This is a genomic window from Bradyrhizobium sp. AZCC 1721, assembly GCF_036924715.1.
GTDB lineage: Bacteria > Pseudomonadota > Alphaproteobacteria > Rhizobiales > Xanthobacteraceae > Bradyrhizobium.
Map to the genome: position 1 here is coordinate 2,153,588 of NZ_JAZHSB010000001.1, position 26,619 is coordinate 2,180,206.

Annotated in this window: 26 protein-coding genes and 1 pseudogene; 14 read left to right on the forward strand and 13 right to left on the reverse strand. The window is 56.7% G+C overall.

Annotated features, from left to right (window positions below; all coding sequences use genetic code 11):
* Together V1273_RS10430 and V1273_RS10435 are read left to right on the forward strand one after the other, a co-directional pair.
* Complete coding sequence (locus V1273_RS10430; protein ID WP_334367604.1) at positions 1-834, forward strand: N-acyl homoserine lactonase family protein; 834 nt, start codon at positions 1-3, stop codon at positions 832-834.
* Positions 835-1,082: 248 nt separating this feature from the next.
* Complete coding sequence (locus tag V1273_RS10435; protein WP_065749664.1) at positions 1,083-1,280, forward strand: hypothetical protein; 198 nt, start codon at positions 1,083-1,085, stop codon at positions 1,278-1,280.
* A gap of 204 nt (positions 1,281-1,484) precedes the next feature.
* Here the strand turns inward: V1273_RS10435 and V1273_RS10440 are convergent, their stop codons facing one another.
* Positions 1,485-1,766, reverse strand: coding sequence for a hypothetical protein (locus tag V1273_RS10440; protein WP_334383209.1), 282 nt, complete (start codon positions 1,764-1,766; stop codon positions 1,485-1,487).
* 96 nt (positions 1,767-1,862) lie between these two features.
* Here V1273_RS10440 and V1273_RS10445 point away from each other — a divergent pair.
* Both V1273_RS10445 and V1273_RS10450 read left to right on the forward strand, forming a co-directional pair.
* A pseudogene (locus tag V1273_RS10445) lies at positions 1,863-2,299 on the forward strand (nitric oxide reductase activation protein NorD); the annotation flags it as partial.
* A 1,456-nt stretch (positions 2,300-3,755) separates the two neighbouring features.
* Positions 3,756-4,064 (forward strand): H-NS histone family protein, encoded by a 309-nt coding sequence (locus V1273_RS10450; protein WP_334367606.1) that lies wholly within the window; start codon positions 3,756-3,758, stop codon positions 4,062-4,064.
* Here the strand turns inward: V1273_RS10450 and V1273_RS10455 are convergent.
* Entirely contained in the window at positions 4,051-4,230 is a 180-nt protein-coding gene (locus V1273_RS10455; protein ID WP_334409519.1) for a hypothetical protein, read from the reverse strand. The two genes, V1273_RS10450 and V1273_RS10455, sit on opposite strands and share 14 nt — an antisense overlap.
* Before the next feature lie 695 nt (positions 4,231-4,925).
* Between V1273_RS10455 and V1273_RS10460 the strand changes: the two genes are divergently transcribed.
* Positions 4,926-5,099 (forward strand): hypothetical protein, encoded by a 174-nt coding sequence (locus tag V1273_RS10460; protein ID WP_334367608.1) that lies wholly within the window; start codon positions 4,926-4,928, stop codon positions 5,097-5,099.
* Between the two features lie 307 nt (positions 5,100-5,406).
* Here the strand turns inward: V1273_RS10460 and V1273_RS10465 are convergent, their stop codons facing one another.
* The 3 genes from V1273_RS10465 to rfbA form a co-directional block, all read right to left on the reverse strand.
* Positions 5,407-5,601: a hypothetical protein gene (locus tag V1273_RS10465; protein WP_334384347.1), complete on the reverse strand. Its 195-nt coding sequence runs from the start codon at positions 5,599-5,601 to the stop codon at positions 5,407-5,409.
* Between the two features lie 1,147 nt (positions 5,602-6,748).
* On the reverse strand, positions 6,749-7,816 hold the full coding sequence (rfbB, locus tag V1273_RS10470; RefSeq protein WP_334383188.1) for a dTDP-glucose 4,6-dehydratase: 1,068 nt from the start codon (positions 7,814-7,816) through the stop codon (positions 6,749-6,751).
* Positions 7,817-7,842: 26 nt separating this feature from the next.
* Positions 7,843-8,718: a glucose-1-phosphate thymidylyltransferase RfbA gene (gene rfbA / locus V1273_RS10475; RefSeq protein ID WP_334409521.1), complete on the reverse strand. Its 876-nt coding sequence runs from the start codon at positions 8,716-8,718 to the stop codon at positions 7,843-7,845.
* Between the two features lie 126 nt (positions 8,719-8,844).
* Between rfbA and rfbC the strand changes: the two genes are divergently transcribed.
* Both rfbC and rfbD read left to right on the forward strand, forming a co-directional pair.
* Positions 8,845-9,399: a dTDP-4-dehydrorhamnose 3,5-epimerase gene (gene rfbC / locus V1273_RS10480; protein WP_334367611.1), complete on the forward strand. Its 555-nt coding sequence runs from the start codon at positions 8,845-8,847 to the stop codon at positions 9,397-9,399.
* Positions 9,399-10,295, forward strand: a complete 897-nt coding sequence (gene rfbD, locus V1273_RS10485; RefSeq protein ID WP_334409522.1) for a dTDP-4-dehydrorhamnose reductase — start codon at positions 9,399-9,401, stop codon at positions 10,293-10,295. Before rfbC ends, rfbD begins: the two co-directional genes overlap by 1 nt.
* Before the next feature lie 96 nt (positions 10,296-10,391).
* On the opposite strand, the gene V1273_RS10490 is transcribed toward rfbD, so the two are convergent.
* Positions 10,392-11,468, reverse strand: a complete 1,077-nt coding sequence (locus V1273_RS10490) for a nucleotidyltransferase family protein (protein ID WP_334409523.1) — start codon at positions 11,466-11,468, stop codon at positions 10,392-10,394.
* Positions 11,455-12,594 (reverse strand): PqqD family peptide modification chaperone, encoded by a 1,140-nt coding sequence (locus tag V1273_RS10495; protein ID WP_334409525.1) that lies wholly within the window; start codon positions 12,592-12,594, stop codon positions 11,455-11,457. Before V1273_RS10495 ends, V1273_RS10490 begins: the two co-directional genes overlap by 14 nt.
* Positions 12,595-12,732: 138 nt before the next feature.
* On the opposite strand from V1273_RS10495, the gene V1273_RS10500 reads away from it, so the two are divergent.
* Positions 12,733-12,978, forward strand: coding sequence for a hypothetical protein (locus tag V1273_RS10500; RefSeq protein ID WP_334367615.1), 246 nt, complete (start codon positions 12,733-12,735; stop codon positions 12,976-12,978).
* A gap of 457 nt (positions 12,979-13,435) precedes the next feature.
* Here the strand turns inward: V1273_RS10500 and V1273_RS10505 are convergent, their stop codons facing one another.
* Positions 13,436-13,735, reverse strand: a complete 300-nt coding sequence (locus V1273_RS10505; RefSeq protein WP_334409527.1) for a hypothetical protein — start codon at positions 13,733-13,735, stop codon at positions 13,436-13,438.
* A 1,617-nt stretch (positions 13,736-15,352) separates the two neighbouring features.
* On the opposite strand from V1273_RS10505, the gene V1273_RS10510 reads away from it, so the two are divergent.
* From V1273_RS10510 to V1273_RS10530, 5 genes are all read left to right on the forward strand, one after another.
* Complete coding sequence (locus tag V1273_RS10510) at positions 15,353-15,784, forward strand: NUDIX domain-containing protein (protein ID WP_334409528.1); 432 nt, start codon at positions 15,353-15,355, stop codon at positions 15,782-15,784.
* A gap of 404 nt (positions 15,785-16,188) precedes the next feature.
* The gene (locus V1273_RS10515) at positions 16,189-16,563 is read left to right on the forward strand and encodes a hypothetical protein (RefSeq protein WP_334367617.1); all 375 of its coding nucleotides are present in this window, start codon (positions 16,189-16,191) and stop codon (positions 16,561-16,563) included.
* A gap of 358 nt (positions 16,564-16,921) precedes the next feature.
* Positions 16,922-17,122, forward strand: coding sequence for a hypothetical protein (locus tag V1273_RS10520; protein ID WP_334367618.1), 201 nt, complete (start codon positions 16,922-16,924; stop codon positions 17,120-17,122).
* 229 nt (positions 17,123-17,351) lie between these two features.
* A complete protein-coding gene (locus tag V1273_RS10525) occupies positions 17,352-17,744 on the forward strand; it encodes a hypothetical protein (protein WP_334367619.1) in 393 nt (130 codons plus the stop codon).
* A 186-nt stretch (positions 17,745-17,930) separates the two neighbouring features.
* Positions 17,931-18,260: a hypothetical protein gene (locus tag V1273_RS10530; RefSeq protein WP_334367620.1), complete on the forward strand. Its 330-nt coding sequence runs from the start codon at positions 17,931-17,933 to the stop codon at positions 18,258-18,260.
* Between the two features lie 386 nt (positions 18,261-18,646).
* Here the strand turns inward: V1273_RS10530 and V1273_RS10535 are convergent, their stop codons facing one another.
* The 4 genes from V1273_RS10535 to V1273_RS10550 all read right to left on the reverse strand — a co-directional run bounded on the left by V1273_RS10535 (position 18,647) and on the right by V1273_RS10550 (position 23,376).
* On the reverse strand, positions 18,647-19,171 hold the full coding sequence (locus V1273_RS10535) for a DsrE family protein (RefSeq protein WP_141686950.1): 525 nt from the start codon (positions 19,169-19,171) through the stop codon (positions 18,647-18,649).
* A gap of 26 nt (positions 19,172-19,197) precedes the next feature.
* A complete protein-coding gene (locus tag V1273_RS10540) occupies positions 19,198-19,680 on the reverse strand; it encodes a hypothetical protein (RefSeq protein ID WP_334367622.1) in 483 nt (160 codons plus the stop codon).
* Positions 19,681-19,820: 140 nt separating this feature from the next.
* Complete coding sequence (locus V1273_RS10545) at positions 19,821-20,807, reverse strand: TAXI family TRAP transporter solute-binding subunit (protein ID WP_442894145.1); 987 nt, start codon at positions 20,805-20,807, stop codon at positions 19,821-19,823.
* Between the two features lie 82 nt (positions 20,808-20,889).
* Entirely contained in the window at positions 20,890-23,376 is a 2,487-nt protein-coding gene (locus V1273_RS10550; protein ID WP_334409530.1) for a hypothetical protein, read from the reverse strand.
* Between the two features lie 497 nt (positions 23,377-23,873).
* On the opposite strand from V1273_RS10550, the gene V1273_RS10555 reads away from it, so the two are divergent.
* Positions 23,874-24,287, forward strand: coding sequence for a hypothetical protein (locus V1273_RS10555; RefSeq protein ID WP_334409531.1), 414 nt, complete (start codon positions 23,874-23,876; stop codon positions 24,285-24,287).
* Positions 24,288-24,624: 337 nt separating this feature from the next.
* Here V1273_RS10555 and V1273_RS10560 read toward each other — a convergent pair whose 3' ends face one another.
* Entirely contained in the window at positions 24,625-26,310 is a 1,686-nt protein-coding gene (locus tag V1273_RS10560; RefSeq protein ID WP_334409533.1) for a calcium-binding protein, read from the reverse strand.
* Positions 26,311-26,619 lie beyond the last annotated feature (309 nt).

Genomic DNA, 26,619 nt, shown 5'->3' on the forward strand with positions numbered 1-26,619 from the left:
ATGGCCGAGCAGGAATACGAACTCTTTGCCATCCGCTATGCTACTCGCGATGCGCAGCGGAGTGAGCATTTCATCGGTGGCGATCCGCATGATGGGCCTATGCCAATGGACTATTTCATGTGGGTGGCGAGGGGCGGACGTCGTACCTTCGTCATCGATACCGGATTCAACGCGGAGGTATCGAAGAAGCGAAACAGGACGTTCCTGCGCTGCCCGGTGGAGACGCTCGGCGCGTTCGGCATCAATGCGACCGAGGTCGAGGATGTCATCCTGACACATTTGCACTACGACCATGTCGGTAATTTCGACCGCTTCCCCAACGCGCGATTCCATCTGCAGGAGCGCGAACTGACGTACGCCACGGGACGCTTTATGCAATATCCGAGGTTATCGCATTCATTCGAGGTCGATGACATCTGCGGGATTGTACGGCTGAACTATGCGCGGCGCGTCTTGTTCTATGATGGCGATGCCGAGCTCGCTCCCGGTCTTACGGTACACGCAGCCGGCGGCCATTCCGCCGGGCTTCAATTCGTTCGGGTCAAGACCCGCCGAGGATTTGTCGTGCTCGCCTCCGATGTCAGCCATTTTTACGAGAACATGGCTGCCGAACGTCCGTTTACGACCGCGCTCCATATCGGCGAAATGCTGGAGGGCTTCGACCGCCTGCTGGCACTTGCGCCGGACGAAAGCCATATCGTTCCGGGGCACGATCCGCTCGTGATGAAGCTTTATCCGTCCCCGAGCCCGCAGCTTGAGGGCGTCGCCGTGCGGCTTGATGTGCCGCCATCAGCCGCCGCGCCCGTTCGCGCCGACTTTCTTTCGCGGCATTAGGCTGGCATCGACCGATGGCTCAGCCTTGCGACTGTCAAGGAGCGCTCAGCCGTTCGGGGGCAGCGGCCATGCGACTTGAAGCCGCCAAGACAGAATGGAACCAACGGGTTCGTCAGGCGTCGAATCCCTGCCTCTGGCACCTACACCCCCCTAAAATTCAAGCCGGAGGAAAATCTACCACTTGGGTTGGCGATCCTGATGCGCGCACCACTTGGCGCCAGGACCGTTTGCGACCGAAGGAGGAGCAAATGAGCGATCGCATATCCGAGCGGAGGACGCCCACCGCGGCCGAACGGGAAGCTCGAAAGGTTTTCAGAGACGCGGACGCCAAAGTAGCACTTTCCGAGTATCAACGCGCCCAACAGGCGCTCCATGCAAACCGGGAGCGATTGAAAGCAGAGCGACTGGCCCGCGAGGCGGCCTCGGATCAGAAGGCCAAGACTTGATCGGAGAGGACATCGCCCCGCAGCGAGGGCCCTGTTCTCGAACGCGCCCTACGGGGCTCGTTGGGGCAACAATGTCAATGATTTGGTTGCTAAACGGAATTCGCCGATCGCCGGCCACGAGGTGATGGCGACGCAAGCGTCATCGCTCGGTGCCCGCTCCGAGTTGAGCTATGGTCAGAGGCCGGACGTCAGCTCCGCCGCTTTTTAGTCGCAGCGGCGCTCCTTGCGCTTGATCATGCGGCCATCGTCTCTTTCAACTGTGGTGGTCACGGTACGACAGCGTCGTCCTGGACCGATGGTGACACCGCCTGGGCCGACACCTACTGTGGTGTCGGAGTTGTACCGTCGACGATGGTCCCTATCGTAATCGTAGTCGCGGTCCCGCCCGACCTGGACATCGACGCCTTGGGCCTTAACCGGAGTGACAAGCGGAGCAGTCGTCAGCACCGCTGCGGCAGCCGCCACCGTAATAGCGATTTTCATCATGTGACAGTTCCTTCCTCTTTGTAATTGAAGAGAACGGGCCGGGGCGCGGAGTGTTCCACCGAGGCAGCCGAGCGCGTGTTGGCGATGGCGCGGCGGATGCTCTTCACATCGCGGCGGCGCTCCTGGGTGCGTGTCGAGACGGTCAAGTCGTTCGAGGAGCCGATGGGAGTTGCCGTCGAGCGGCGTATCGGTGCGCTCAAGCCGGGCTACTACACGCGGATCGGCGCGGCGGTGCGCCATGCCGCTCTGCCGAGCTCGCCCGTCAACCCCAGCGTAAGAAGCTGCTGTTGGTGCTGACCGATGGAAAGCCCAACGACGTCGACCATTATGAAGGCCGCTTTGCGGTCGAAGACACCCGCCAGGCCGTGCGGGAGGCCCGACGTTCCGGAGTTGCGGTGTTCGGCGTCACGGTCGACGCAAACGCCCAGTCCTACTTTCCCACCTTGTTCGGGCGCGGCGGCTACGCCATCGTCGGCAACATCAGCCGATTGCCGGCGGCGCTTCCATCGATCTACCGGCAGCTTGCCCGTTAATGCTCGACCACCTATTTCAGACTTCCGCAGCGGGCTGCCGCAGGCGGTCAAAGGACGGCGCGCACCGAGCGCCGTGAAGCCTCAAGTGACAACGGCCGCGGGCGATCAACGCAAGTACAAAGCGATGTAGGGCTGCCGAAGTCTCGCAATCCCTTGTCACTTATTCAGACGCGCAGCTCATTGCCGACGGGAGGCAGGACGGCTGCTGGATGGACCGGCTCCTGGCCGCGCTTTGCCGCCTCCGCTGACCGCACCATTTCTCTGAGTTTCTGAACCTCAGCCATTCGGTTGTGAAGATCGGTCGAGATTTGCAGAAGACGATGTGTCCGTACTTCAGCCGGCTGTTTCATGTTGTACCCCTACCCCACACACAACTGACAGTATCAGGAAAATATCAGGCTATTCTTTCTTGGTCGTGACAGTCTGCATTCAGGTTCACATAAGGCGGAAAATACCTCGAAGAACGTTTCTCGTCGCCTCCGGACAAGAACGCGCCGCTGCTCTGTCAAAAAAGCCGCCGGTATCAAAATACTTGTCCGGCGGCATCTTCGTCCTAAACTGAACCGATTAAATCCCCAGCGGCACCTAAACAGCAGAAGCCGTGCCAGTCGGCGGTGTTCACAGCACAACTACGGAGCCCGATACTGGATGCCGCTTTGCCGCATCTCGCTAGCAAGGATTCGTGCTTGGACGGGCGCGAAAGAGATGACCCAGCCCTACTCAGATCGTCCTTTCCAGACGGCAGGCGAAGGCTAACTGGCTGGCCCGAGTAGCGTGTTAACACGACCACGACTGTCGCGATCTCCGGCATGAACGGCACGCCCCGCTAATGGCGGAGGCCGAATTAGGCGTCAGCGTGAAGCCGAATGGGCGGCTTCAATGCCCCAGGGCTGACTGCAGGGCCGTATGCGACGCAATAGCAGCCGACGGGGCGCCGGAGCGGAGGCCTTCACGAATGACCATGGCATAATGCGGTCTATGTGGCATTACGCCCCGGCATTAGTAGCAGGATGGGTGCGCAGGACGCTGGCCGCTTGCTTCGCTGTACTACTCGTGCTGCCGACCGATTGCTGCGGCTAATCCTAAGCCTGCGAGGCAGCGATCTTTTCAAAGGAAAGAGCAAGCCGGCGACTGCCGCTCGCAACCGAATTAGCTCTTCATATTGTGCTCTTAGATCATTACTTTGACAAAGTAATTCTATGTCGCGGCTGCGCTTTGGCATAACTCAACCCCTACACAACTAAAAACAAATGCACCAATAACTAAACAAAATTCTGGCTACAGCGTTGGTTCCGCAACCGGAACCAGTTGTGAACATTTTGGCCGCGATTTTACTTTACAAAACGCTCACTACGCTTTTTACCCCACTTTAATCCGAAAGCAAGCGTTGGTTTATTATTCAAATAACGGAGAAATAACGGAAGCCTGTGCATGAGAAATGATGATGGAGTTAGTCATGAAACGAATCGATCTCGAACGGATGAGTACCGACGACCTTTGGTCGCTGCATGTTGAAGTCACTCAATTGTTGCAGCAAAGAATCCAGGCGGAAAAACTGCAGTTGGAAGAGCGTCTGAAGCTGCTGGAAGCCCCAGTGTCAGGGCGCAGGGCCTACCCTGCGGTACCCCCGAAATATCGCAATCCTGATCAGCCGACCGAGACTTGGGCCGGACGTGGCAAGCAGCCGCTTTGGCTGGTAGCGCAATTGCGCTCGGGGAGGCGTATCGAGGATTTCAGAATTAAGAAGGCGGTCAATCGACGATAAGCCGCCGCCCGATAAAGTTAACTCTAAAGCCTAATGCAAACGCAACGCCTTCTGGGTTGTACCGTTCGAACCACGCTTTCGCTACCTCCGCGTTTGCGAACAGCTTGAGATGTACCTTGTTCCCCGACAGCGGCTTGCGAGTGTCGACGTAGATCCACAGTGTCATTGGATTATATCCAGTTCGCGTTTGAAGCTGCGACAGATCACAAACAACACGGGATTCAGACTGCCGGCTGCAAACCCTGCCGAAGCCGCCGATCAGTTGTGCTTGCATGGGGGGCACATGGACGGTCAGGCGTCGCGCAAAAAACTTTGAGGCTCATCCGCTGGCGGGTGACCAGCCAATATCTTCCCTACTTTGTCTGCCAATGTTTAGCATATGATCGCAGCGGGAGTTTGCTCATCTGCAGATCGCAGCGCCCGCGCGACTTGCGAGCGACGCATCTCGCCAATGTGATTTTCCGTTCGCGCTGCATTGCACACACACAATCACGAGGAAAGCACAATCACGAGGAAAGTCGCACCAAGTGGCCAACTGTTCGCACCGCATAAATGCCTTGATATCGGCATCGGCACGTCAAGATTTGAGCTGTCAACTACAATTTAATTACGAGCAGTTAGGTTCGTGAGTGGGGAATTGGGAGCGATCCATGACCACTTTGCAAGCCGTAGCATTTGGAGCCACGCTCGCGTGGATGCCATCTCTTATCATCCTGGCAGTTTCGCTATGGAACGTTCGCGAGCTCGATGGAATGGAATAGTCGGGCAGTTGCCGAATACCGGGCATTGGCCCTCTATCGAATCATAGAACTCCTCATTACAATCGATAGTCGTTTCGACTCATGATTGTGGGGGCGCGTCATGAACAGCGAATGGGAATCTATGACGATCGATGAGCTGTTTAAGCTCCGCGAGCTGATGCAAGATGTCCTCAGCTTGAAGTTAAAGGCCAAAAAGGCCGAGCTCGAGCGTAGATTGCAGATTCTCAATCAGCCGTCGAGCGATGTAGGGCCGACGAAGTCTCACAATCCCTAGTCGCTTGTTCAGACGCGCAGCTCATTGGATGCGATGAGGCATAGCCTTTAATTTTCGAAAGCGATGCCGAGCAATTCGCCATTCCGCCAAACTAGGCGGCACCTTCGGATAGTCTCAAAATTGTCGAAGGTCAGCTCGAAGGTGCTCGGCAGTACCGATAGATTGTGTGTCCGAAGTTTTGCGCCACAGTCCGAGATGTCAATGACCTTGCAGCCGCGCGCGCCGGGCTGCCCCTTGAAGAACAGCAGCGCGCCTCTCCCGATACCTGCCCTGCAAACTGCTCGTCGATCGTTGCGAGGACTCGGCATCATTCTCCATCCTCATCGTACTCGATGAATTTCTTGTATTGCCAATGGCGGCCGTCATGTCGGCGCCACACGCGTCCGTGTACGAGACGGCCGGTGATGGATCGCCTGGGAAAGATCACGGTCCAAAGATGCCAGAATTCCGCGCCTGCTGGCTTTAAGCTTTGCATTTCAGGAGGGTCAATTGCGGTGAACATGGAGCCGTCTCCGCGCAGTTTCGTTAGCGGCCTCATACGCTAGCGAAGTCGCCGAGCGGCGGGCGAACTGACTGTAAGCCGCCCGACGGCTTCGTCACGTTGAGCCGGACGGGGGCAATTGTCCGGCGTCGTGTACGCTATCCGCACGAAGATCGAGAGCAACAGAATTCGCTCGTTAAGCTTGATATGGGCGGTAAGAGTTAAATCGGGAACAGCGGCGATTGGGGATCCGGATCATTGCGCAGCTTTCGTTCGCCATCGCTTCCGTAATGTTCATTCTGGGCTGAAGCAAACCTCTTTTCGAGAACGCTCGCAAAATCGGTTCAGTTGCAAACAACACGCGATTCGTATTGTCTGGTTGCGGGATTCAAGACCTGACGCTGCGAGCATTGGGAGCGGCCAACGGGTGGCACCTGCATCGGCGGCGAAATGGATGGCGGTGTCATTTCACAGACCGACAAGGGGCAGGCGGGCGGAATGTCGGTGCTGGTTGTGCATCGCGGTAGCAAGCGACCCTCAACGCATTGGCAAACGCATCTGGCCTGAGCGGCGAGGGTGAAAAAAGAGCTCGCGACAACGAGCAAAGTTAGCCGGATTCCTGTCATTGATCCCTCTTTTCTTCGCGTCTATCCAACTTTCGCGCATGCCGGCGGTTCAACGTACGCAAGACGCTAACGCGAGCCAGCAGCGTGGGTCCGTCTACTTCGACCACCGGCATTGGAGCCTCCATCGAGGCCTGATCGATCTCCTTCGGGCCCTCCGATCAGGAGGGTCAACGAGCCGATGCAGGCTCTCTGATCACCAAAGCGACCTCCCCCAAAGTTGAAAGGGCCACTTAATTCGGGCGGGATGCCCGGCCCCTCCGTGGGATCGAAGAACGGTCAACAACCAAGAAATGCCGAACGCGCGCTGAAAGAATGTCTAATGCATCAAATCTAACGTGGTTCGAGGGCGGGTTCTATGTCTAGTCGAACTGGAGCGAAAACTGGTGGCATACCAAGGGGGAGTCGGATTTGTTGGCGTCGAGCCCTGCCAACTCAGACGACTTTACTCTCCTCTCGAGCCACTTGCGTCGTCGTTGGTTGGACGAGCGAGGCATCTTACGTTCTAGTGCGAGCGGATGCTGTCGCCGGCTGGTGTACTCTGCTCACCTATTCAATCCGATCCGCTTCGCCGTGTATCCCCGGTTCGCAATCGCTCGCCACCATGGTTGGTGGTCGACGTACCAGCGCACTGTCTTGTAGATTCCAGTTTCGAAATCCTCTTCCGCTCGCCATCCTAGCTCTCGCTCGAGCTTGGAGGCATCAATTGCATAGCGGCGATCGTGCCCAGGGCGGTCGGGAACAAAATTTATGAGATTTCGGTGGGAGCCGCTCGGGTTCGGGCTGATCTCGTCGAGCAGGTCGCAGATTCGTTCGACCACGTACAGATTGGTGCGCTCGTTACGGCCACCGACGTTGTAGGTCTCGCCTATACTTCCCCGCTCCAGGACCAGACTTAACGCCTTGGCGTGATCCTCGACATAGAGCCAATCGCGGATGTTCTTTCCGTCGCCATATACGGGCAGGGACTCGCCCGCCAATCCCCTGATGATCATGTGCGGGATTAGTTTTTCCGGGAAATGGTAGGGTCCATAGTTGTTCGAGCAGTTTGTGACCAGCGTCGGAAGTTCGTACGTGTGATGCCACGCGCGTACCAGATGGTCGGAGGATGCCTTGCTGGCGGAGTAAGGAGAGTTCGGCGCGTAGGCCGTTGTCTCCATGAAGAACCCCTCGTCCCCAAGTGAGCCGAACACCTCATCCGTAGAGATGTGCAAAAAGCGGAATCGTTTGCGCTTTTCGCCCGAGAGCGAGCGCCAGTGGCGCAAAGCTTCCTGCAAGATTGTGAAAGTACCGACTACGTTGGTCTGAATGAATTCGGCGGGCCCATCGATCGATCGGTCAACATGACTCTCGGCGGCGAGATTCATCACTGCATCTGGCTGATACTTCTCGAACAGGCGACGGAGGCCAAGCCCATCGCAAATGCACTGTTTCTCAAAGAAGTAATTCATGTTTCCGGCCGTGCCGGGTAGCGATTCAAGGTTCGCCGCGTAAGTCAGCTTATCAATATTAACGACCTTTGCGTGGGTGCCTTGCAGCAGATGCCGTACGACTGCGGATCCGATGAACCCTGCGCCTCCCGTAACGAAGATTGTCCAGCCTCCAAACCGCATGATCAGTTTGCCCCTATGTCCCGAATCTACCGTTTGAAGGAAGCGGCTACAGATTTCAGATATTCGCCATAGCTGCTTTTGGCGGTCCTCTCGGCCAAAGCCTCAAAAGCTTCGAGCGAGATGTAGCCCTGCCGCAGCGCGATTTCTTCCGGGCATGCAATGCGCAGGCCCTGGCGTTGCTCGAGGACCTGGACGAAGTTGCTGGCCTCTACGAGAGAGGAATGCGTCCCGGTGTCGAGCCACGCAAAGCCACGACCTAGCGCCTGCACATAGAGATCGCCGCGTTCCATATAAGTCTTGTTGACGTCGGTGATCTCGAGCTCGCCGCGCGCCGATGGCTTGAGCCCGGCAGCAATCTTCAGAACGTCATTGTCGTAAAAATATAGTCCTGTGACGGCCAAGTTTGACTTTGGCTGCTTCGGCTTTTCCTCGATGGAGAGCGCGCGGCCGCTGCCATCGAGTTCAATGACGCCATATTGCTCGGGTGTCTTGACGACATAACCGAAGACGGTCGCGCCCTTCCTACGGGCAGTCGCATTCAAGAGCAGCTCAGCCAGGCCGTTGCCATAGAAGATGTTGTCGCCAAGCACCAGCGCAACCGGATCATTGCCGACGAAATCGCGACCGACGATAAAGGCATCCGCTATCCCTCGCGGAAACGCCTGTGTAAGGTAGGAAAAACGCACCCCGATCTGTGAGCCGTCACCCAAAAGGCGCTCGAATAGCGGCTTGTCCTGGGGGGTAGAGATGATCAGGATGTCCTGGATTCCGCCCAGCATGAGGGTCGAGAGCGGATAGTAGATCATCGGCTTGTCGAAGACCGGAAGCAGTTGTTTCGAAACAACTGTCGTCACCGGATAGAGGCGTGAACCCGTGCCTCCGGCGAGAATAATGCCCTTCATAGGCCCCTCACACATTCAATTAACTGAATTATATTAAATATAACACATTTAATGTAGCATATTAAATGGTGCTTGTTAGATAAATTTGGTATTTGGCTAACGCGAAATGTTGCTCGGTCGGACAAGATGAACGTTATTGCGACAGCGCTTCCCGAAGTCCTAATCCTGGAGCCGAGGCTGTTTGGCGACCAACGCGGTTTCTTCCTGGAAACCTACCAATTGCCGCGCTATGCAGAGCACGGCATTAGCCTTCCATTTGTGCAGGACAACATGTCCCGCTCCGGCCATGGAGTGTTGCGTGGGCTACACCTGCAAAACCCCTTCACCCAAGGTAAGCTCGTTACCGCATTGCGCGGCCGGGTTCTGGATGTGGCGGTGGATGTGCGGGTTGGGAGCCCGCGTTTCGGACGCCACGTTGCCGTAGAATTAAGCGAGGAGAACCGACGGCAATTGTGGGTTCCTCGTGGCTTCGCACATGGCTTTGTCGTCCTATCTGAGACCGCAGACTTCTTCTACAAGTGTGACGATCTTTACAGCCCCAAGGATGAAGTCTCCATCCGCTGGAACGACCCCGCGATCGGTATAAATTGGGGTATTGAAGCTCCCTCGCTTTCAGCCAAAGATGCCGATGCCCCGCTACTGAAAGACGTCAAGAATCTGCCGATGTATGGGCAAACCTGATGCGGATCTTGTTGACGGGAGTGAGCGGCCAGGTCGGCGGCGCATTGCGCCCCTTGTTAACTGGCCAAGGCACAATTATAGACCCTTCGTCTTCCGAATTTGATCTGTCGAAACCGGAAACGTTAACGGACCGGCTCGAGCATTTCAGACCCGATCTCATCGTAAATCCGGCCGCCTATACCGCCGTTGATCGCGCCGAGGAGCAGCGCGAGCTTGCGTTCCTCGTTAATGCCAAAGGGCCCGAGGTCATCGCGCAATGGGCGGCCAAGCACCGCGTGCCGCTCGTTCACTTCTCAACAGACTACGTTTTTGACGGCTCCGGTGATGCGCCGCGTCGCGAGGACAGCCCCACGGGCCCAATCTCGGTCTATGGCGCGAGCAAGCTTGCAGGGGACATGGCAATCATGGCGGCCGGTGGACCGCATCTGATCGCGCGCACGTCTTGGGTATACGCCGCCAAGGGTACCAATTTCCTCCGTACCATCGCGCGCCTGGCCTGCGAGCGCAAGGAGCTGCGCGTCGTCGCAGATCAAATCGGAGCGCCAACGACGGCTCGCGCGATTGGTAATGCGGTTGCCGACATCGTGCTGCCGAACCTCGCGAACCTGAACGATCTGCTCGCGCGGAAAGGTGGCGTGGTTAATCTCGTTTGTGCTGGGGAAACTAGCTGGCACGAATTTGCAAGCGCCATTGTCGAAGGTCTGAGATACCGCGGCGTTAAACTCGAAGTCGAAACCGTTGTTCCAATCGCAACTGCCGATTTTCCGACGAAGGCCAAACGGCCAAGCAATTCGCGCCTCGACCTGTCTCGCCTCAAGGACGAGTTCGGTGTGGTAATGCCGAATTGGCGAGATGCATTGGCGCCGGAACTTGACGGTTTCGTTTGGAGCAGATGACGTTTCAACCTCTCGATAAACGGCGCGTCAGGCTCGGCCTGCCTTTTCTTGGTCGTCCAGGCAGTTCGAATACGAGGCCAAGTCGAGCGTCCCGCCTTACACTTTCCCGATGCGGTGATTGCCAACGAGTCCGAAGAAATGCCGCAGCGTATCGGCTCGTGGCAAGGTCAATGTTACGTTTCTTCGGCTATCAGTCTGATATTCTGCTCCAAGCTCCTTCCTGTAATTTCCGTAGTCAAGAATCGCAACCGCGAGGAGGGGCCAACGTGCAAGAGGGAAACGGGACTGCAGCAATAGCCTTCTAAACTGAAGCTGTGGAATGAACCGTTTGCGAAGTTCAGCAGGGACGTCGACGTCAAAAAATTCTGCCAAGGCGATTAGCTGTTTTGCGATGGCGTTTCGTGCCAGGCGGCCCGGAGCAAATGACATCAGGCGGTTCCAGTCTATTCCTTGCGCCGCGTTAGCCAAGTCTCTCAGTTCGACTAGATGTCGCACATCTACTTCGCCGACCCAGTAATCATGATCCTGAAATTGGTCGTGAATGATTAGCATGAAAGCTTGAAAGGTTGGTGTCGGAACATAAGCGGCCCCGCGGCCAACCGACACGGGCATGCAATGTTCAAGCAATTTTCCAGAAGAACGATAGAAATAATCTGGACCTGGCGCTGCTTGATGTAGGTCTATCATACCGACGTCGCGCGGTCGCTTTAGGTCCGTGTATTGCTTTCTGCTCTGCGGCGGGGTTCGAAAATGGGCCTGATAATCGAGGTCGGAGAGCGCGCGCAGGGCCGTCTCCATCTGATCGGGCTCGACCAATATGTCGAGATCAGCCATGATTCGGGTTGCGCGGCGTTCAGGAGCAGATGTTGCGAGGATTGCTGAGCCCTTTAGCAGCACCGGTATCACGTCCCGTTCATTAAGCGCCGCGACCGCCTCTTCCAATTGAGCCCTCAAGAGGTCGTTCCGAAGCGCGTTTCGCCGGTAGATTTCCCGAACGAAAGCCTTAACATCCTCGGGAACTGATCGATCAGGTCGATCAACCAGATCGATCAAGGAGGGGGTAGTTAGCGTATTGTTGGCTAGTTCCAACACGGCCACCCAATCCAGGTTGCTGGGCGCTTCGCCTCCGAGACATTGGCAGAGCTTGACCAGGGTGCTGCTAGGAAAAGCCATGACGAAGACCTCTCAGCTTACGTCCTGCGTCAGCAGCCTCCGCATAGGTCAGCTCAAATAATCCGGCCCCACCGATTATTTTCTTTAGCGCTGCAAACCCCGCTAGAGATAGTTTGCCGTTGGCAGCGAAAGACCCGTTGATCACTCGCTGCATGGATTCGATTTGTCCAAGGGGCGTCAGTTCTGCCGACGTCCCGTCAACTCTCTTGAGAAAGATAATCCACTCGACCTGAAAGCTTCCCTTATGCACATCTGCTACAGGTAGATACCGGACGCGTATGCCGTCTGTGCGGTCATGGGCAGTGGCATGACTTAAATCGTCGCGAGCTTTCGAAATCGTCTCCCAAGTGCCCGGCTTGATGGTGGGCGCGAAGAGAAGCCCTTGCGCAAGACCGTTTGGAGAAATCATAACGACGTCATCACCGCAATATCGGTACTCGTCACTGACTAACTGAAGCGCGAGGGTCGATTTACCGGTGCCCGGCTGCCCGCATAAGAGCAGCCCTTTATCGCCAAACACCAGCGAAGCAGCATGCAGAGCGAAATCAGGCTGATCCTGTAGAATGATGCGCTCAGTGAGGTCGGCCTTGATCGCAGGAGCCAAACTCGTGATGGGACATCGAGTGATGCTCTTTCTGCAGTTGCGGAAGAGAACCTCGTCCCCGACTTCTACAACTTCGATTGTGATATCCGCTTGATCGCGTCCCGGGTTCAAGTCGCAAAAGAGCGGTTCAAGAGACTTGATCAATGCTTCGTTGGAAGCTCTGATGCTGATTGCTCGCTGCGCTAATCGGGTCTGGAGCGCGCTGGCAAATGGAAGCCTCCATTCCACTTCTACAAGTTCCAAATCAAGCCATTGTTGCAGGGCTTGACGCAGAACATTGCGCGCCTGCTCGCGGCCGAGCCCAAGTTCGCTTAGTTCATCAGCGATCGTTTCGAGTTTATTCTGGTCAAGAAGTTTGCACCACAGGAAAGCGCTGATCTGATTTAGCTCATAGACCTGCTGGTTTTTCTCGCTGAACAGGACCGGTCGATCATCAATCAACGCGAACGACGCGTCTGCGGCTGGACGCAGTTGAATCGGGCTTTCAGGTCCGAGTTCCGTCAGATCTGGGCCGAATATCACGCCGGGCTCCACAAGGGTGCGTCAAAATAATCTTCACGATGAAGTTGACATTATTTAAGCCGAAAATTTAAATCGAGTAAATTAGAAGTAGAGCGGGAACTTGACGCGGTCCGCTCAAAGCAAGATGGAGCCCAAGCCATGAACAAGAATACTGATGGGCCAGTCCTCAACGCGGAGCTTGAACTCGATGCTGACAGACGGAAGTTTCTGGCGGCATGCGGCAGATTTGCCGTTGTGACGCCTCCCGCCGTGACCCTGTTACTGTCAACTTCACTGAATTCCGATGCGATTGCACGCTCCGGCAGCGGTGGGGAAGGTGGAAGACCGCGTCACCGCCCCGATCTGCCCAACTGGCTTGAGCGGCTTCTTGACTGGTTGTTCTAGGCGCTCCGATCGATCCAGACCAAGCTGCTGAACGCACGCTTCTCGACAACCCGTGAGTTGAGGTAGCCGCGATATACTGATGACGTTCCGCGGCTCGCCAGCGCTTGCTTAAACGCGTAACAAGCCACTTCAGTCAGGAGGCCGCCAAATGTGTGCACGCCGTTTCACCAAATTCTGGTGTGATGGCAACGGACGGCAGCACTGGCATTCGAAATAGAGCCAACCCTCGGACTGGAAGAAACGGATTTTGCGCCGACGACCAGTGCAAGGCTCAAGCGGTCTCTTATCTCGATGATTGTTACATTTGGGCGGTGATCATCGCCGGCGCTGCGGCGGCAACCGTTTTCCTGAGCGCGCAATTGCATCTGGTGTCAGCGATTCAAGGGGGCGCAGCGCAATTGCTAGTTACGTCTGACCTTTTGTTTTCATGTCCCCGACAGGACTTCCATAGTCGGCGCTATGCTTCAGCGAGCCTGCTGGAAGGAAACGCTGTTGCCCGCAACGAGGACGACGTCCAACACCTCCACCTATTGGGGCCTGCTGCCTCTCCGCCATTTATCGTCTTCACCGCCACCATGGAGCGCGCTTGAGCCGCCACCGCCGCGAGAGCCGCCCGAACTTCCGCCTTTCGAGGCATTAGCTCCTGAACCACCACCGCCACCACCACCGCCACCACCACCGCCACCACCACCACCACCACCACCTCCGCCGCCGAGGGAGGCGTGATTGCCGTCTCCGTGCCTCGCTTGTTCCTCACGCGGGCTCTTGTTGTCGGAGACTTTCTTGTCGCCGGGTGGGTCGGGATCATTGTCGAAAAAGGAATGTTCCGGCCGGCCGTGATTGCCAGAATGGCCAGACCGGGCAATCGCCGTTGATGTTAGTGAGGTGGAGAGAAGTAAAGTCATAGCCGGCGGAGTTACAGCGGCGAATCTCCCGCAAGAAATCAGAAATTTCCGGCGATCCTCGATCTCGATGTCGTTCGGCATGGCGCAATTCCCACTCAATTAATTCAGAGCATATTAAATCATAATCCTAAAGCATACAATTTAAATGTGCGGTACCGATTTGCCACCCGCGGGTGGAACGGCGCGAGCAGGCGGAGGTATTTTTATACCTAAGAAGCTGGGGCAGAAAACGCTGCTTGATTACAAGAAGCTTCCGTCCCGTCCATGGCCCTTCAATAACGGGCTTAATTGCGGGCAGAGAGGCGGTACTGCTGAATTAACGTTCAGCGGTAGGGTTAAACGTGAGCGCTGATCGACACGTAATTCGCGATTCGGTAAGGCTCACACTTCCTTAAGGAGTTTGCCCGTGACAGTAGAATCGCGTCCATCGTTAGAAAAACTGAGGGCGGCAGCTGTTATTACGCACGCGCTCGCCGTTCAGATGACCGAATTGCTGAAGTTGCGAGAAGCGGTCCAAAGGGCCGAACAGGCAACGGCGGTCAAGAGGCCCGCGCGAAGTCAGCGCGGAAATCAGCCTTTTTCCAGATCGGTAGCTTGGCGGCCCGATTCAATTTCACTGGAACATTTTCACCAAACGCGCATTCGAAGCGGCACAAAGAAAACAAAAGCTCTCCCTGGCAGATTATTCATGCAATCGCAGTGGCGATGAAAAAGATTGCGGTCGCTTTCTGGCGGCCGGGCTGTTCTCAAATGATCGCAAATACCCGCCCAAGCTTGTGGAGGCGCGCCAAAGCCAATAAAAATGTGGGGTTTTGAGTAATTTTATTGGGGTGAGGATGCGTATTGCTGGAGCAACTCTTCTTATCCTCGGTTTCGTACTATGTTTTGCGATAGACGACTGGGAGTTCATCGGCCTACTTCCTATGGTTATCGGCCTCATACTCCTAGCCATCGCAGAGAGGAAGGCATCAGCTCTCGCGTTGGCGCAAGCCGCATCGCGAGCGCAGATGGAAAAGCAGGCGCCGCGTCCCTCCCAGAAGCAATTACCGACAGCAGACACAATTGAGGTGAGCTCAGAGGTGCTGCAACTGCTCGAAAAATTAAATCGAAGCTCAAAGCCTCGATGAATGCACTGTCGAACGGGGGAGCGTGCGTGTCTGTCCAGCTGATAGAGCGAAGTGAGTAAGCGAGATCACGGCTGCGGCATCAATTGATGCTCATCCTTGATGGTCATCACATCATCGCGGAAATCGCTATCGGCCTATGCGAAGCGGGTCTTGTTTGCTAAGGGGCCGTCGCAAGGCATGGGTCGCTGCGAGGCCATCACGATTTTCGGTCACGACAAACTGCGATGCATGGGCGGGGCAGGCGACATCGAGCAGAATAATTTGATCACCCCTGGAAGTGCCGCATGAGCGAGAGCGCAAATCGGAGGGGATCAAAGAGCGGTGGTGGCAAGGGATTGCGAAATGAAGGACAAGCAGTTGCGGTACCGCGAAACTACCGGTGCGATCGTCATTGATACTTTTGGGCGTTACCTGTTTCAATTGCGCGACAATGTTGTCGGCATCACCAACCCGGGCAAGATTGGTCTATTTGGTGGTCACCGCGAGGGCGACGAAACTTTCTTGGAATGCATGGTTCGCGAGCTACACGAGGAGATCGGATATTTTGTCCCAGCGGATCGCTTTGAGCATCTTGGAAGCTTTGAGGGTGCGGACATCGACAGCGAGGGAGGAACGATCCACGGATATCTTTTCGTCGTGCGCGATATTCCAGTGGATGCGCTGGCCATCACCGAAGGATCTCTCCTTATCGTAGAACCGGTGGAGCTTGCCGAGATAGAGCCCAGGCTTGTACCGACTACTCGTCTTGCATTGAAAGCTTACCTGAATACTTGACGGAACACTTTGGTGTGTTTTTGAGCCGCCTCTCTAACCATGGCGACCGGCAGCGACCAACAAAATTGCGGAAAGCGGGAAGCGTCCCTCTTCGCGCCACGGTAGCCCGAATTTGGGCGGCTTCATTGTGGCCTTGATGCACCAGTCAGGCAAAACCTTCTCTTTATGAAGTCGAATCTTTTTGACTGATCAGAAGAAGCGGCCTTCGCTTATTGCCATGTTTGATGCCGTAATCGCATTTCTGTTGGTTCTAGGTCTCGGAATTTTCGTGGCCCACGGCATCGACTCATTACGGTCGTAACTCTCCTAAGTCCGTTCCGTCTAACTGAAATCCCGCGCCGCAATCAGGAGCGTATAAATAGCTTGAGTACGAAGCTTCGACTTTCTTTGTAGGAGTATTGGAAATGGAGACATTCTTCAAAGTCGTTGGCTGGACTACTGCCGCAGTTCTGGGTGCTGCGGTCTGGAACGTATTTCCTGAATACCGAACAATCATAAGTAGCATTTTAATCGCACTATTTATCTGCTACGTGTTCTCTGTGCTTGTGGGGGTAACGGTTAGGCGGCTCATCGGCGATGAATTGCTGGAGCTTCGTCTTCAAACCAATGCAACTGCCGACCGCCTCGAGCTCATAGACCGTAAGGTAACCGCAGTTTTAAGGGATGCACTTGAGCAGCGCCAAGCGCGAACTCAAACACTGCCTTTCCGACCGATCGTGTCAGCGCGTACTCCTGAGGCGGTCCGGCCGCGGGATTCAATTGGCTCAGTTCGCAATTAGATCACGGAAACGGTCAATCAATGAGTATATCGCGAGCCGCTTGGTCAGCACTGACGCCGGGACGCAACAGTCTGGACGATACAAGCAATATGAAGGCGGGTAACGTAAATTGCGGGCTTGGCGGAGGGGCGGGCGGGTCCTTGGATAGGCGCCCTGCAGCCGGCGGCACGGTGGGCCCAGCGGGTAAAGTGTCAGAAGTCAAATGCTAGACCATCGCCAGGACGCCGCCGCTTAACCACCACTCCGTTTGTTATTGACAGCTTACTCGCCGACGATAAGCTCGAGCGGGCGAGTTCCTTTTTTAAGCCAAATACATTGACATATCTTTTAATGATGCATCGATTGAGGGTAACGACCCATGATTGAAGAGAGTTTTGTTCGATTACGAACGCATCGCAATAACGTGCAGCGCTACCGGCAATTGCTGAAGACGATGCTAACGGACGCTGAGCGCCAGTTTATTGAACGTCGTCTGTTAGAAGAAGAGTCGGCCATCGAGTCCTTGGCCACTCTTCAAGGGAGACCCGGTGTGCGGGGCTGGGAATTGCCCAAGCACTGAGGCCCGTTCTCAATCATGTTTTGAGGTCGATTCGTCGAGTTGGAACGGCGTGTATTGGTGGTCTAAGACAAGTGTACGGCGATAGCTTCATCGTCGGGCGCCTGCCAGCTTTTGCCGCGCGAGACCGGGGCAATTCCCCCGGGGCGATCCCGGGGGTCCCGCCGCATGGCCGCCGCATTTTCCGCGTTTCTACTTGGTTGTTAATCAGGGAAGCCGGTCGGGAGGGGGAATGAAATTTCTGAACCTCTGGCACGAAGCGCGGGCCAATGTTCTCCGCAAGCGATACGAAGATTTGAAACCGCGGATTGATGCGGCAGATCCTGCTGCAAAATCGGCGTGCTTTGGTGTTGTAAAGTCGAGTTTCGAGTTTCTACGTAGGCGCTACGCGAGCGCCTCCAGCGCAGAACGAAGGGAAGTTTTGAAGCACGCTTCAAAAACTATACATCAACTATCGGATGCAGGCGATTGGCCGCGCGCGCTGGGACTAACCATTATCATGTTCAATCTGGAAGCGTGTTACTTGCCGGGCGATGACGCGGCTGTCTTGAAGGGGGCCACCGATGCCTTGTTAAAAGAGGCCTGCACATATCCTGAACCCCGGCCCTTAAGAGAGGCGGGTTGAAAGATTTTCGAGTTGCAGAACGTTGAATTGAATACTGCCGGGGTAGGGGCCTCGGCGGCCCGTCTGCATCCCCCTGGGGTGATTTCTGTTGACGCTGCATTCAATTGGCGATCAAGATTGACCATCCGTGATCGCGATGCAAAATTCTCCGCTTTTTAATAGACAGTTTCTAAGGGCATAGGAAAATTGGAGCAGCCGGAACGCAAAATCTTCACGCTCGATATCAATGGAACGCCGACGCTTGCTCTTCAGGCGCAAGACATCGAGTTTGCACGCGGTATGTGCGCGGTGCCAGAGTTCCGTTTGGATTTGCATGGGATCAGCTCGGACGGCGTCCCCGTTTGCCCAGTGGATTCTGTGTTCGGGCTTCGGCCGGCTACAGAGAAAGAGGTAGCCGCCTTCGAGCGTGCTGTTGGATTGGCGCCGGCTGCAGATGATTTCACGTTTGTTATGCTGATTGAGGTAGACAGAGTGGAGGTTGTGGCAATTACCCGCCAGGCTAACGACGCTGCTTAGACTTCCTTTCGCCGAGTCGGGCGAATTGCTCGGCGTAGGTGGCGTAAAGCTACTGCCTCGTCGGTTACGGAGTTACTCTTGTCCTGAGTGAAGGTTGCGAACCCCTCATCTCAAGACAGGACGCCATGCTGCGCTATCCTCTTGGCTGTGCGCCGGCCACAGCGTCCTACCGCGCGAGCGGTTTAATCCTTTGGTTCGGCGGCGGCGTAGGGCACGGCAGGCCGCCGAATCCTGCCGCCAGACCCGTGTAGCACAGGTTATGAACCTAGCTGGCGCTTTGGCAGCATCAACTGGACCGCGGCGCCAGGATTGCCGCATCCGCTGGGCCTGGTCCGGCGCAACGATTGGTTGGACCAGATTCTTTGCCCATGGCAGCAGTGGGCGCGTCACGGCTTGACGTAGGTCCAGCCCTGCTCCTGCAGTTCCATCACACGCACCACGCCCGACTTCACGACCTTTGCTTCCGAGATCAGCGGGATCTCCTTGCCCTCGTTCCTGCCCATGTTTTCGCGGGTATTGCTGCAGGCCTCGAAGGAAATCGAAGGCTGGCTTTCCGAGAGCGCCTTGATCCTCGCTTTGACCGGCGAAGTGTCGTCGCGCAGCATATGCAGGCCGGGACCGAACGTGACGATGTCGATATTCACCTTCTCGCCGAGGTCCTGATAATACTGAGCTACGTTGCTCGCATTGTTAAGCGCCAGATTCATCATCGCCGGCTCGTTGCTGTTCACCTGCAGAATAAGGCGGTGCGGCTTCGTGGCATCCTGAGTGGGCGTCATTTTGGTAACGGCCGTGAGCTTGGTCGCCTGCGTAGACTGCTTCTTGTTCACCTGCGCTTCCGACGGCGGTGCGACCAAGAGCAGTGCTGCAATTGCCGCGGTGGCTCCAGCCATTTTTCCAAGTCTTGTCATGTGAGTTCCTTCCTGTCCCATGACCATTAGTTGCGTGGCCTGGCAACGGCATGTGGCCATTTGCATGCCGTCGCCAGCTTCTCGCGGACAGTCTTCAGGCCGCCAAGCAAGAAATGTCCCTCGGACGCCACACCTATTCGCGAGGAAAGGCGCACAGCGAATTCCCCCTCATCGGGGAGCGACTGTAACATGCGCACCACGTCGCCCCTGGGCGCGGCGCCAACTCCGAATGATGGGCGGGCAGCGGGAAGCTGCACTGGGAGATCGTCATTGACGCGGTAGGAGATCAGGTATTCCTCGGCGCTGCGCGAGACCCCAGGTCCCGTGATCACGAGTTCGGTCCGACCGCCGCGGCAGTGGATCGAGAGCTGCATCGTGGCGCTATCAGAGCCGCCGCGAGACGACGTGGTCGCCACAACGACCGGTGAATAGTCCACGGGCGAGGTGGTCTCGCTGACAAGCCAGTTGTCAGTGTCTGCCGCGGCCGCCTGTGTGATATTGCGCGGCATTGTTTCCAAACATTCCTGCCGCGCGGTAAGCTCCACATTAGAGCACGCGCGAAGATGCGCCATTGCTTCGCTGGCACCTTGCGCGAAAGTCATGCTGTATGCTGCGTCTAACAGCACAGCGAGCGGGAGCGCGGCTCTCTTCACGGCCGCGCCTGTGCACTGCGCGCCGCGCGATCCAGCCATTCCTGCGCGGCCGAGAAGCGGTCTAGCCCGGGGACGGTTGCGGCGAGATTGATCGACTTCCATTTCGGATCGAATCCCGGGGCCTGCAGCCGGTCGATCCGCGAGAACAGATGATCCACGAAACGGGCGACACGCGGGTAACGGTTCGATCGCCGCGACCAGTTGAACGCAACCAAGGCGGTCGGCACCGCGATCGTTGAGATGCGTTCGCCCTGCTTGATCAAATTGGGATATTCGCTCGCCTCAAGCGTTGCCGGCAAGTAGTAATCCTCGAACTTGCTGTCGAAATTGACGGACAGAAATTTATAGCCTTCGTCCCAGCGTCTGCGCACAAAAGCGTCAACCGGTTTCGAGGTGATGAAGAGGACGGCGGCAATCTCGCCTTTGCGCATCTGCTCCAGAGCGATCGGGTGCGGAATGAAGGTCTTTTCGACATTGATGCCTAGACGGCTGAAGATCAGCGGTCCTGAATAGGCAGCGGCCGTGCCCTGGGTGTTGAAATTCACTTTCTTGCCGGCGAGGTCTTGCAAGGTTGTGATTTCAGGTCGCACGAAAATATGCAGCTCCGACGGGAATAGGTTGAGGAGATAGGTTATGCGGCTTCGGATCTGCGGTATCTGGATTTTGTACTCTTCGAGCGCGTCGGAATTGATGATCGCTGTGTCGACGCCACGCAGGTAGAGCAGCGAATTCACATTTTCGGTGGCGCCCCGGGTGACGATCGGCAGAACATGTAGATTCGGACCGTCATCGACGATTCGGGCCATCTCTGCCGCTAGGCGAATGGGCGCGCCTTCCAGCAAACCGCCGGCGAGGCCGACAGTCCAGGCGTTGATCTTTTCTCTTTGGTCATGCGCAGAGGCGCGGCTGATGACTGGCGCTTCGCTCTTGGCCGGCTGCGCGTACACGTCAACCGATTGAAGCATCCAGGTAGCAGGCGCCATCGCCGCGAGGAGCAAAAACAACCATGGTTTCGGCAGCGTGTTCATCTCTATCTCCACTTGTCCTTGTGCGGGTCTGATCCCCTCACTCACGCAATGCGTCGAGCCGCTCCTTTGCCTCTCGAATGCCGCCGCTGTGCGCCTTCGCGTAGAGTTCGCGTGCTTTCGCCGACTCGCCACGCGTTCCATAGGTGCCCCATGCGGACAAAACGACAGGATCATATGTCTGTGCGAGCATGAAACTTGCACGGGCGTCGCCGCTCTCGACGGCGCGCTCGAGTACGATACGCGCCGCGCCGATATTGCCTTGACTGAGCAGCGCACTGGCGCGCGCGATCAATCGTGCTGCCTCTGCCTTGTCCTGCGCATCGAAGGCCATCGGCTGTTTCGCTACGGCCGCGTCTGCAGTCTGCGTCGCCCGGACGATCGGGTTGATCGGACTGTCTTGCGTGCGCCCGAGGGGCTCGCGCTGGTCCGCGGGGCGCCGCGCGGGCGTAAGATCGCGTGCCATTGCTCCGATCTTGTTGCGCTCCTGCTGCAGCGATTGCCGCAGTTCCGCGATGGTGCGCTCCGACGCTTGTCTTTGTCGCGCGACGGCATCCTCCGCCGTTTTCGATCGCACAGATTGAGTCTTTATCTCGCGACGCGTTCCATCAAGCTCGCTCGCGAGTGTTGCGGCACGCGCCTGCGCCTCGTCGAGCGCGCGGCGTTGCTGCTCGGCGCTCGCCGCCATCGCCTGGCGCGCCGCGCCGACCTCCTGGATGAGGCCGCCGATCTTCTCTTGCTCCTGCCGCAGGGAGCCTTGCAATTTCGCAATGGTAACCTCTGCCGCCTGTTTCTGCTGCAAGGCTTCATCGATCGCTCTTTGCGCTTGCGCGGCCTGCATCTCGATCTCGCGCCGCGCTCCAGCAAGCTCGCCCGCGAGTGCTGAGGCACGCGCCTGTGTCTCCTCGAGCGCGCGGCGTTGCTGTTCGGCGGCTGCCGTCATCGCCTGGCGCGCAGCGTCGAACTCCTGGGTGAGCGCAGCCGTCTTCGCTTGCTCCTGCCGTAGGGACTCTCTCAGTTCTTCGATAGTCGCTTCCGCCGGCTGTCTTTGTTGCGTGTCCTCACCCTCCGCCGCTTGCGACTGCGCGACCCGTGTCTCGATCTCGCGACGCGTTTCAGCGAGCTCGCTCACGAGTGCCGCAGCGCGCGCCTGAGTTTCCTCGAGCGCGCCGCGTTGTTGCTCGGTGGCTGCTGTCAATGCCTGGCGCGCGGCGTCGACCTCCTGGGTGAGAGCGGCAGTTTTGCTTTGCTCCTGCTGCAGGGATTCTCGCAATTCGGCAGCGGCGACCTCGGCCGCCCGCTTCTGCCGCACGGCTTCATCAATAGCCGTTTGTGACTGCACGGCCTGCGTTTCGATATCGTGCTGCGCTCCAGCAAGCTGGCTCCAGAGTGTTGCTGCACGCACCTGTGCTTCGTCGAACGCGCGGCGTTGTTGTTCGGCTGTTGCCTTCATCGCCTGGCGCGCAGCGTCGACCTCCTTGGTGAGAGCGGCCGTCTTCTTTTGCTCTTGCCGCACGGATTCCTGCAGCCCGGCAGTGATGGCTTCCGCGGCCCGCTTCTGCTGTACAGCTTCATCGACCGCCTTTTGCCACTGTGCGGCCTGCGTTTCGATCTCGCGCCGTGTCTTGGTAAGGTTGGTCTCGAGTGCCGCGGCACGCGCCTGCGCCTCGTCGAGCGCGTGGCGTTGCTCGGCGCTTGCCGTCACCGCCTGGCGCGTTTCGTCGATCTCCTGGGTGAGGGCGGCCGTCTTCATTTGCTCCTGCCGCAGGGCTTCTCGCAATTCGGAAGCGGTGGCCTCGGCCGTCTGCCTGTGCTGCACCGCTTCATCGACGGCTTTCTGCAATTGCATGGCTTGCGCATCAATTTCGCGGCGGGCTCCCAAAAGCTCGTCTGCGAGTGCCGTGGCGCCGGCTTGCTCCTGTTGAAGGGACCGCCGCAGTTCCTCCGCCCTGACTTCCGCCGCTTGGCGGCGTCGCGCTGCCTCGTCAAGCGACGTGCTCGACAATGTTACCGCCGTCTCAAGGTCGATACGGATTTGAGCCAGTTCACTCGTCAAGGCGGCAGTTCTTGCGCGTTCTTTGTCCAGAGACTGCTGCAAATCCGCCGTTGCAGCTTCCGCCGCCCAGCTCAGCGGAGCTTCCTCGCCCGACTTGCTTGACGAATTCACCTTGATACCGAGATCGGCAATGTCTCGCAGATAAAAGTGTCTCGCCGCAAAGATGACCATCTCCGTGCGGAAATGCACGCCGATCAACGCAGATGCAAACAGAGTTGCGGCGATCAACGAAGCGATAAACCATCGACGTACGCGATCGTTCTGGAGCGGGCCGTTCGACTGATCGTCTTCCTGATACTGAGGCTCCGCTATTGGAGACCAATGTGTCGGCGTGATCCTGATCGGTCTTCCGTTTTTCCAGACCCATTCCTTCGTCTCAGACGACCAATGCGCGACGTCATAAGCCGATTGATCGTCCTCGACCCAGATTTCCTGTCCGTCCCTCGGAGCGGTTTCGATGGGCTGGCGCAAATGTTACGCCTTTTCAGATGGTGTTATGGGTCACTTCACAATTTACTTCGCAAGTACGTGCTAAACTCAATGTGCGTTTTATAATATTAAATATAAATTAAATCAAATTAATAATGCCAGGCGGCTTTTTTGGGTTCCGGCCGCTCTCGCCGCGTGTGGTTTTTTCAAGGATCACGCACAGGCTGAACAAGCCAATACCCAAGCGGCGCCACATTCGAACGGCTGAAACTGATTGAGCCTCAGGTTTTGTTGACTAGAGCATCTGGTACGGCATCGACCCCGCGGATGGAGCGCAGTTTTCAAGGCTGGCGCGATGAAACTGCCTCATAAGGGTGGGCGGTCGCATTGGATGCCTTGATTGGTGAGCATCGGCTATTTGCTCATGGACTGGGATCGTCCGCACAGAAGCGATTTTGCGCCGAACGTTCGCATTCGTGATAATTTGGTTGTGACGACTCAGCGTCCACCTCGACCAACCATCCTGGAGGAGCCGGAAGATGTTCCAACGATTTCTAAAGGCGCGCAGCGTTGTGAATTTCAAGGCACGATCGGCCAGCCGAGATACCGAAACGGATCGTGCCCGCGCCACATCCATTTTTCGGTCGATAGAGGATGCGCTGGAAGGCGCAAGAGTAGAACAAGCTGGCCTAAAATCACGTATTGATGACGTGTTAGCGCGATCAGCAGTAACCTTGGGCAATGATTCCGATGAGTATCTGACGCGCGATCCGGAGGATAACCATTATCAGAATTTGCTAGGCAGCGAGATAGCGGAAGGGCAGCGGCGGTTAAATGAGCTGGAAGCGACTATCAGGCATATCCAGTTCTTGAAGACGGCGCTCATCACAAGGTTCCCTGACTTCGACCTTGGACACAACACCTCCCACGCAAAAGATAGTGGAGTGACCTAGAAATGGTCCGATGAGAACGACGCGGTCCGGAATGCGCCGCCTTCAAATGTGACGTAAGCACCCGGTCCAGAAACAGGGTACAATCAGGAGCCGGTACAATAAATTGGCCATGCCCTGCCATATCGAGAGCTACCGGTAAGTCGCCGTCGCGGATCGCATTAGCGGTCTCGTCGGGTAATCAAATTAGGCGCCCATTTGTGATAACGAGGCATGGCGTGGTTGCAGATCCGCGCGACTTGTACCCATACTAGATTCTATTCAGTCGGCTGCAACGAACTTACGTGTGTCGCACTTGATGTCTGTCCTGGCGGAACAATCAACGTGGCTTCCGGCCCGGCTACGCGAACCAAAAGTCACCTGCGCTGAGATTCACGACGCCGGCGACGGTGAGGTCGTTATCTCCATCAAAGTGAACGATGGTGTTTCCACCGATCGCTTCAATACTCAAATCGCCAATGTCATGGATGCCCTCTGCTGCCAAAGCTGTAAGGTCGATCTTGTCTTGCCCCTTTTCGAAATCGGCCGTGTCATGCCCGTTCTCAGCGGCAAAGACGAACGTATCCGCGCCGGATCCGCCAAACATAGCGTCGTTTCCGATGCCGCTTGTGAGCGTGTCGCTGCCATCGCCCCCATCGAGAACGTTTCCTGACCCACCAAAGACGGTGAGTTGATCATTGCCCGCGCCGCCACTGAGGAAGCTTGATCCTATTGAGCCTGACACAACGGTTGCCGTCAGGACATCGTTTCCGGCGCCGCCATCCAGACGATTCTCGGCAATAGAATCGTCTGTAACCACAGGATCGGGGGTTGCCGAAAGGAATGCGGTAAGCTGGTCATCTCCGGAACCGCCATTCAGGATATTCGCGACATTGTAGAGATCCAGCCCGAGATCCGGCCCGCCGTGAGCTACAGCGTCGAGATGTGCCGTGAGGCTGTCTCTTCCATCGCCGCCCTCGAGTTGATTGAGTGCGCGAACAAATCCGCCAAGCGCGGTGGAGTTCGCAGTCAGGTTGTCATTGCCTTTCCCGCCATCGAGGTAATTCGTGACATCCGTGACGGTGTTCTCCCCGTCGGTGGAATGAGTCGCATCGAGGGTGTCGTTGCCATCATCGCCCCAAAGCTGGTTGATACCAATCGGCCTGCCGCTATTGGAGTCTGTCAGGTTGAAGGCATGCAGCACGTCGTTGCCCCGACCACCGTGAAGCTCATTTGTAACCGACTCGGTGAAATTGGATCGCCCCTCAGCAGACGCGTCCAGGACATCGTTGCCGTTGCCACCGAACAATACGTTGCTGGCTGTGCCGCGGAGCGCAGAGAATTCCGTTTCGGCATGAGCTGTGATGTGGTCGTTGCCCCAGCCGCCGTCGACCGTGTTCATCGCGATACTGGTTCCGATAACGTTACGGCCATCAGCAATGGCATGAATGGTATCATTGCCGCATCCGCCGATCACGTCGGTTCTGACGGTCACAATTCCAAAGGCAGGAAGCGTCACATTTGCCGTGGCATTGATAGTGTCGTTTCCGCTGCCGCCATCGAGTAGCACATCTGCGATTGGCTCCGTGCTCTGAGGCGTGCTCCCGCCCTGAAGGGTGACGGTCGCATCGAGGTCGTCGTCGCCTGTTCCGCCGAACTGAATGGCAAGGCCGCGCACAGGCGCATCGCCCTGGAGCGGGACAACAACGGTGGTGGTCAGCGTGTCGTTGCCGCTACCTCCGATCAATGCTGTGCGGTTGAATGCACTGCTTAAAAGGTCATTGCCTGCAAGGCCCAGGACAACATCGCCGTCAGCTTGTGCATCTAGGGCATCGTCGTCTCCGGTGCCAATGATCAAACTGTTGATGGGAAAAATAAGGGAGAGCCAATCAAAGGCAGAATCCGCAGAAGACTCAGTTCCCATTAATTGCTGAACGGCCCGGTTTTTTGTTGGATTGGCATTCGTCATCTTTTCCTCCATGGCACCCAGACAACGACATCGACCAAAATCCAGCGCTGAAATCGTATTAAAGACGCGCTGAAACATACGAGGTCGATTTAATTTGGTTGGCGATGAGATAATTAAATTAAAAGTTGCATCGTGTCCAATCACATTTAATTTGTTAATGTGAGGGCAGCCGGGCGGCAATGAGCGCGGACGCGATTACGATTGCGGCGGGGCGTGCATCACCGCCGGCCGCGTGTTTCGCCATGAAATGGTTCCTTATTCTCGGTGGGGAACCCCCTGCTGGGCGGAAATGACATCTAATGACATCGCAGGCTTCAGTGGACTGTCGTGCAGGAACATGGACGCCCCAGCGCTATGCGTCTCTCATGCGTTTGACGGGAGACGGTT